This is a genomic window from Arthrobacter terricola, from assembly GCF_004354015.1.
In the GTDB taxonomy this organism is placed as follows: domain Bacteria; phylum Actinomycetota; class Actinomycetes; order Actinomycetales; family Micrococcaceae; genus Arthrobacter; species Arthrobacter terricola.
This window is the reverse complement of record NZ_SMRU01000049.1, coordinates 20,633-27,177: the sequence shown is the minus strand read 5'-3', so window position 1 is coordinate 27,177 and position 6,545 is coordinate 20,633. Positions and strand designations below refer to the sequence as shown.

6 protein-coding genes and 1 pseudogene are annotated in these 6,545 nt (G+C 61.7%); 4 read left to right on the top strand and 3 right to left on the bottom strand.

Annotation, left to right across the window (positions count from 1 at the left end; all coding sequences use genetic code 11):
- A partial coding sequence (locus E1809_RS27200; protein ID WP_205754322.1) for a hypothetical protein occupies positions 1–196 on the bottom strand: 196 nt, incomplete at its 3' end.
- A 23-nt stretch (positions 197–219) separates the two neighbouring features.
- On the opposite strand from E1809_RS27200, the gene E1809_RS24590 reads away from it, so the two are divergent.
- Positions 220–834 (top strand): recombinase family protein, encoded by a 615-nt coding sequence (locus E1809_RS24590; RefSeq protein WP_133206860.1) that lies wholly within the window; start codon positions 220–222, stop codon positions 832–834.
- Positions 835–1,061: 227 nt separating this feature from the next.
- Here the strand turns inward: E1809_RS24590 and E1809_RS24585 are convergent.
- A pseudogene (locus E1809_RS24585) lies at positions 1,062–1,307 on the bottom strand (aldehyde dehydrogenase family protein); the annotation flags it as partial.
- Between the two features lie 149 nt (positions 1,308–1,456).
- Positions 1,457–2,839 (bottom strand): MFS transporter, encoded by a 1,383-nt coding sequence (locus E1809_RS24580; protein WP_133206859.1) that lies wholly within the window; start codon positions 2,837–2,839, stop codon positions 1,457–1,459.
- Between the two features lie 446 nt (positions 2,840–3,285).
- Between E1809_RS24580 and E1809_RS24575 the strand changes: the two genes are divergently transcribed.
- From E1809_RS24575 to E1809_RS24565, 3 genes are read left to right on the top strand one after another with little or no spacing between them, the layout of a single operon-like run.
- Positions 3,286–4,686: a DUF6421 family protein gene (locus E1809_RS24575; RefSeq protein ID WP_133206858.1), complete on the top strand. Its 1,401-nt coding sequence runs from the start codon at positions 3,286–3,288 to the stop codon at positions 4,684–4,686.
- Positions 4,683–5,453 (top strand): SDR family oxidoreductase, encoded by a 771-nt coding sequence (locus E1809_RS24570; RefSeq protein ID WP_133206857.1) that lies wholly within the window; start codon positions 4,683–4,685, stop codon positions 5,451–5,453. Before E1809_RS24575 ends, E1809_RS24570 begins: the two co-directional genes overlap by 4 nt.
- A 26-nt stretch (positions 5,454–5,479) precedes the next feature.
- Positions 5,480–6,544, top strand: a complete 1,065-nt coding sequence (locus tag E1809_RS24565; RefSeq protein ID WP_235835763.1) for a threonine aldolase family protein — start codon at positions 5,480–5,482, stop codon at positions 6,542–6,544.
- Position 6,545 lies beyond the last annotated feature (1 nt).

Below are 6,545 nucleotides of genomic sequence, written 5' to 3'. Positions count from 1 at the left end.
ACGTCTTCGGGGAGGGCGCCCCGCTGACCGGCAGCTCCCGAAGCCACTGGTTCATCGCAACCGTCGGCCGCGGACCCTCAGCATCCTCGAAGCAGAGATCCTCATCGATGAGGACCGGCATGTCATCACGGATCAGCGGCCGGCCGGACAGCCCCCACGCTTCCCACTCAACGGAACTGAACGAGTGCAGAATCACGGGACAAACCTGACATGAGACACATGCCGGAGCAACGAATAAATGCCGTACAAAAGGCAAACAATCACCTCTGCGAGACACGCGTAAACCGCAAAGCTAACGCAAGGGTCTCGACGCGGGACCAAAATTTGTCCCTGCAACTTGATGCGCTCAAGGCGGCTGGATGTAACCGGATTTTCGACGACGTGATTAGCGGTACCAAAACCCAGCGACCAGGTCTGGAACGGGCTCTCGATGTTCTTCGCGAGGGCGACACGCTGGTTGTCTGGAAGCTCGATCGACTGGGACGAAGCGCCAAGGACCTGTTGGAATTCGCTGGGAGGCTTAGCGACCAGCAAGTTGGATTTATCAGCCTGACGGACGCAATCGACACCACGACAGCCTCAGGTCGTTTTTTCTTTAACGTCATGGCCAGCCTGTCTCAGATGGAGAGGGACCTCTTGGTTGAGCGAACTCAGGCCGGCTTGCTTGCCGCCAGGGAACAGGGACGGGTTGGTGGTCGCAAAAGGGTTATGACCGAGTCGAAGATCCGCTCCGCCAAGAACCTCCTGCGTGAAGGGATGGCTCCCAAGGATGTGGCCAGGGACTTGGGCGTCTCCGTGCCCACTCTCTACCGCTGGATTCCCGCTAGATCCTAAGTAGTTTGAACAAGCGTTTCGGCAAACCTTTGCGGTCGGCGTCAGCCGGCCAACCCTGTTCTTTTGGTGAGGCATGGCGGGTCAGGGAAACCCGCCATGCCTCTGGAGCCCCGTACCCGTATTGAGCGGTGGAAAAGGCACGGGTTCAAAGCTGCGATACTGACGTCCAGGCATGCCTAGAACTGGGCGTCGGCCATTGGAGCTGAGACCGCTTCAAGCTCGGGAAATTAGCCGGCGTAGGAGTCGGCGATGCCGATGTACTGGGTGTCAAGGTATTCCTCGATGCCTTCGAGGCCGCCTTCACAGACCAGGCCGGACTGTTTGACGCCGCCGAATGGTGCAGTGGCGTTGGAGACGACACCGGCGTTCAGGCCGAGCATGCCGGTCTCCAGCCGTTCGCCCATCCGGATGCCGCGGTTGAGGTCCTTGGTGAAGACGTAGGCCACCAGCCCGTATTCGGTGTTGTTGCGCAAGGGGTTTGCTGCCAAGCATGCGTCGTTGGGACGCCTTCATTACAGGCGGATGCCTCAGCTGCGCAGCGATGACACTGGGCAACTGAGGCATCCAGGATGGTTGGCCGGTCCTCCGCGGCCCAGAGGCCTTGGAGGACCGGCGGTTTGGGTCAGACCGTGGTGGTTTTGCGCTGGGTTTGCCCGTTGCTGGTGGGGGACTCCTCTTCCAGGCCGTGACGTGCTGTCTCGGGGGCCACTTTGGAGGAGACGATGGCGCCAAGGGCCAGGAGGGCGACGGTGGCGATCATGATTACCTGAACGCCGAAGGCGGCCAGTACGACCGGCAGGAGGAAGGTGCCGATGGCGGCTCCGATACGGCTCAGTGCGGCTGCCATGCCGACGCCGGCTGCCCGCATTGACGTGGGGAACAGTTCTGCGGGGTACACGAATTGGAGGTTTCCGGCGATCGCTTCGATGAAGGCGTAGACGCACAAGCAGGCGATCACGACGGCTGCGGCCGGGTGGGGAAGGACAGCAAGTGCGAGTACCGAAACGGCCATCAGCCAGAACGTACTGATGAGCAGGCCGCGTCGGGTGAAGCGGTTGACCACGATCATGCCGACGACGCCACCGAGGGCGAAGAAGGCGTTCTGTATCAGCGTGGGGGTCAGGCCATTTTGAAGGCCGAGGGCAACGAACAGGGAGGGAAGGAAGGTAAAGATTGCCGTCTGAGGGGTTGCCTGGGCGATCCAGAAGAACCCTGCAAAGAGAGTCCGGGAACGCCATTTGCGGCTATAGAGCAGTTTCAGGGTTTCCATGCCGGACCGGCGGTCCTTGTCTGAATTCCGGAGGGATTCGACGAGATCATCGACTCCCGCATTGGGGTTGATGTGCTTCTTGACGATGGCCTCGGCTTCAGCCGCACGACCCTGTGCCACCAGCCACCGGGGTGATTCGGGGCTGCCAAGACGGAGGATCATGACGATGGCTGACGGGACGGCACTGCTGACAAGAATCCATTTCCATGCCCCTGTCCCCAGGTGGAGGCCGTTCAACAGGACACCGACGCCGATGGAGGCGAGGAAGCCGAAGCGCCATACGGCGGCCAGACTGCCCAGCAACGGGCCACGGAGCTTCTGCGGGAGCATCTCCGACAGGTAGGTGGGACCGACCGCATAGTCGATACCGATTGCAATTCCGAGGATCAGTCGCACGATGAACAGCTGAACCGCGTCCTGTACGAAGAACTGCACGATGGATGCGATGAGGAAGACCGCCAGGTCGATTTGGTAGAGCTTCCTGCGGCCGATGCGGTCTGCGACCTGACCGAAACAGATGCTGCCCAGAAAGAGGCCAACGAGTGCGGCCGAGCCAACGAGGCCAGCGAGCAGGGGGGTCATTCCGAAGCTTGCCGGGAGCACGGCGAGGGCGATCGACAGCACGCCCAAGGTGTATCCGTCGACGAACTTTCCGCCGCTGGTGAAGATTGCCAATCGGTAGTGGAATGCAACCGCCGGCGAATTATCGATTGTGAACTGTGGCTTCGTTGCCATCGCAGTTCTCCTTTCTGGGGCCACACTCGGCCACGTCTAAAGGGAGGATGATCGCGGATTCTCGGGGATCGAAGGTCCGCAAGAACATCTGCTGCCTGTGATAGTACTCACAGGCGCAACGCCAGCTGAACAGGTTCACCTTAAGGATGGCTAGACAAAGGGTCAGAGGATCTGTAGCTCAAATTTGCGCCTCCTTGAACGGGGCGCGAACGCCGCCGGAAAGCGGAGAACACGGCGGCCCGCATTGCCGGGTAAGCCCCTAGGAAAAGCCTACGCGCACCGGGCCTCCAGGTGGACTTATTGCTCCATGCCGTCGCGTACCGGCGATCTTGGGGAGTGAAAACTTTGCTAAACGCAGCAACAGAAACGCCGGTACTCGTCCCCTGTCGCCGACGTTCCCGGCCTTTGTAATGTCGTTGCACCCACCTACCGGAAGGACATTACTCATGTCATTGAAAGCACGCGATGAAGTGCAGCTCCAGGCTGTAGACATCAGGTCGCTGCCCGCTTGGCAGAACCTCAAGAAGTCAGTCATTGATTTGCAGCAGGTCCAGGTCAAGGACGGTTCCGTCCCGGATAGTGCCAACCATGCCCGTGCCAACGCGAACATCGATACGATCGTTTCCTCGATCCAGGAGCTTCAGCCGCACCTGCCGCATGACGGCGAATACCTCGACCTTGTGGTGCAGGATTTCCAGAAGTGGCAGTCCGCCGGCCTGGGCGAACCTGACTTCCTGGATTCCCTGCTGGCCTTCCAGCCTCAGCAATGGCGCGTCGACGGCCTGCCCCACCTGGTGGTCTTCCCCATGTACACGCAGAACGGAAGCACCAGCCGGTTTGTCGAAGCGGTGTTGATCGACGTGATCTGGCCCGAGTTCATCGACGAACTGGAATCCACAAAGTACTCGAACAAGCTATTCGTCCCGGTCCACTTCTGGGACTTCACGCCCGGCTACGACACCAACTCGGCTGTCCTCTTCCCGGAAAGCGTCGCGGTGCGTTCCACCCCGACATTCACATGGGGTGCCATCTTTGCCGACCGTGAAGCCGCCCGTTTCCGGCGGGTCCTCAAGGCTGCAGCAGAGATCACCTCCCTGGAGCTTCCCGAGGATGCCGCGGCCCTCATCCACGACCAGAAGCTCTGCCAGGAGACCTTCGTCATGTGGGACCTCATTCACGACCGCACCCACATGCGCGGCGACCTTCCCTTCGACCCGTTCATGATCAAGCAGCGCATGCCGTACTTCCTGTACTCATTGGAAGAACTGCGGTGCGACCTCACCGCATTCAAGGAGTGCGTGCTCATCGAGAGGGACGAAACGTCCTCTGAAGAAGCCCGCAAGCACGCGAAGCTCGTACAGTACGCTGTCATTTTCGACCGGATCTTCCGCTTCGCCATCACCGGCAGCCGCGTGCGCAACTACGACGGCCTGGGCGGCCAGCTGCTGTTCGCGTGGATGCACCAGCACCGGGTTCTTCATTGGACTGACGGCAAGCTCAGCATCGACTGGAAGGAAGTTGCAGGCGTGGTCGTCGAACTGGCCATCCGCGTGGAAGAACTCTACTGGCGCTCCATCGACCGTCCCAAGACGGCGCACTGGCTGGCTGCCTACGAGCTGATCTCCGGAACCCTAACCCCCCACCCTGCCTCCGTCTGGGCCAAGGGTCCTGACGCCCTTCCCCTCGACGGGCCACCGCGGGGACTGACGGACCAGGTTCTTGACGATGAATTCCCGCTCTCAATGTTCTACGAGGCCCTTGAGAAGAAGATGCGGCCGGTCATCGAGTCGACGGCCGGGATCACCGGGGATGCTTCCGCCCAGCTTCCGGACGGTGCAGCGGCATGACGCAAACACTGAGAGGGCGGACCGTAGTTGTCGCCGGTTCCACGAGTGCCGCCGGAGCGGCGGTCGTCAGTGCGCTGTCCAAGGCGGGCGCGCGTGTCGTTGCCGTCGACATTCTTGAGGACCGGGTCCGCGAGCTGGCAGCCGCCCATGAGAATGTCACGGGCTACACCTGCAATCTGGCCGACATGGCGTCGGTGAACGAACTTGCTGAATCCGTCCGGAGTGAGCTTGGCCCTGCTGACGGGCTGATCCACCTGGTCGGTGGCTGGCGCGGCGGGGAGGGAATCAAAGGCCAGTCCGACGAGGACTGGGACTTCCTCCACACCGGAATCATGACCACGCTGAGGAATACCAGCAGAGCATTCCTCGACGACCTGGTCGCGTCACCGGTGGGCCGCCTCGCGATTGTCTCGGCCGAATCCGTCGCCAGTCCAACTGCCGACGGAGCTGCCTACACGGCGGTGAAATCAGCTGCCGAAGCCTGGACACTGGCGGTGGCAGACGGGATCCGCCGCGCCCACGGAGAGGCTTCAACGGATCCGCTGACGTCCGCTGCCCTGGTCTTCGTGGTCAAGGCGCTGCTCGACGAACGCATGAAGGCGGCCCAGCCCGAGCGCAAGTTCCCCGGCTTCACCCACGTCGACGTGCTCGCCGAATCGGTCCTCGGAATTTTCGGAACGGCCGCTGAAGAGCTCAACGGACGACGCATCCGTCCGGGGTCGTCTTCGCCGGCCACGGCTGCCGACGCGCTTGCTGGAGCCCGCTGATGAGCGCCTCTCTCCATAACAGGGGCATGAGGGGATTTGCTTCAGATAACTACGCCGGAGCACACCCGGAAATTATCGAAGCGATCCGCTCCGCCAACGGAGGCCATGTGGTGGCCTACGGCGAAGACGAATACACGGAGCGGCTGCAGGAGGTTATCAAGGAACACTTTGGTCCCTCCGCAGCCGCGTTCCCGGTCTTCAATGGCACCGGCGCGAACGTCCTGTCCCTGCAGACACTGCTCCCTCGCTGGGGAGCGGTGGTCTGCGCGGATACGGCTCACATCAACACCGACGAGAACGCGGCTCCCGAGCGGGTAGCCGGCATCAAACTCCTACCGGTTGCGACAACGGACGGCAAGCTGACCCGCGAGCTGATCGACAGGGAAGCCTGGGGTTGGGGGGATGAACACAGGGCACAGCCTCTTGCGGTCTCCATCACGCAGACCACTGAAGTCGGAACCTGCTACACACCGGAGGAGGTCCGGCGGATCGCCGAACATGTCCACTCCCTCGGGATGAAGCTCCACATGGACGGTGCCAGGCTCGCCAACGCGGCCGCCCACCTCGGCGTCCCGTTCAAGGCGTTCACGACAGACGCCGGAGTTGACGTTCTCTCCTTCGGGGGGACCAAGAACGGACTCCTCTACGGGGAAGCCGTCATCGTTCTGGACCCTGAAACGGGGGCTGGAATGAAGCACTTGCGCAAAATGGACATGCAGCTGGCATCCAAGATGCGCTTCGTCTCCGCCCAGCTGATCGCGCTGTTGGAGTCGGATCTTTGGCTGCGATCTGCCGCGCACGCGAACGAGATGGCTTCGCGCCTGCGCCGCGGAGTCGAAGCCATCGACGGTGTGAGACTCACCCGGCCAACGCAGTCAAACGGAGTCTTTGCGTCCCTGCCGTCTGAAGCAGCCGACATCGTTCGTCGGGCCTTCCGGTTCTACGACTGGGACCGGGCAAGCGGTGAAGTGCGGTGGATGTGCTCCTTCGACACCACCGAGGCGGACGTAGACGGGCTGGTCTCGGCGGTCAAGGAAGCTGCCGCGGAAGTCAATACTCCGTTCTCTGTGGAGACTGCCGGAAGACTCTGAG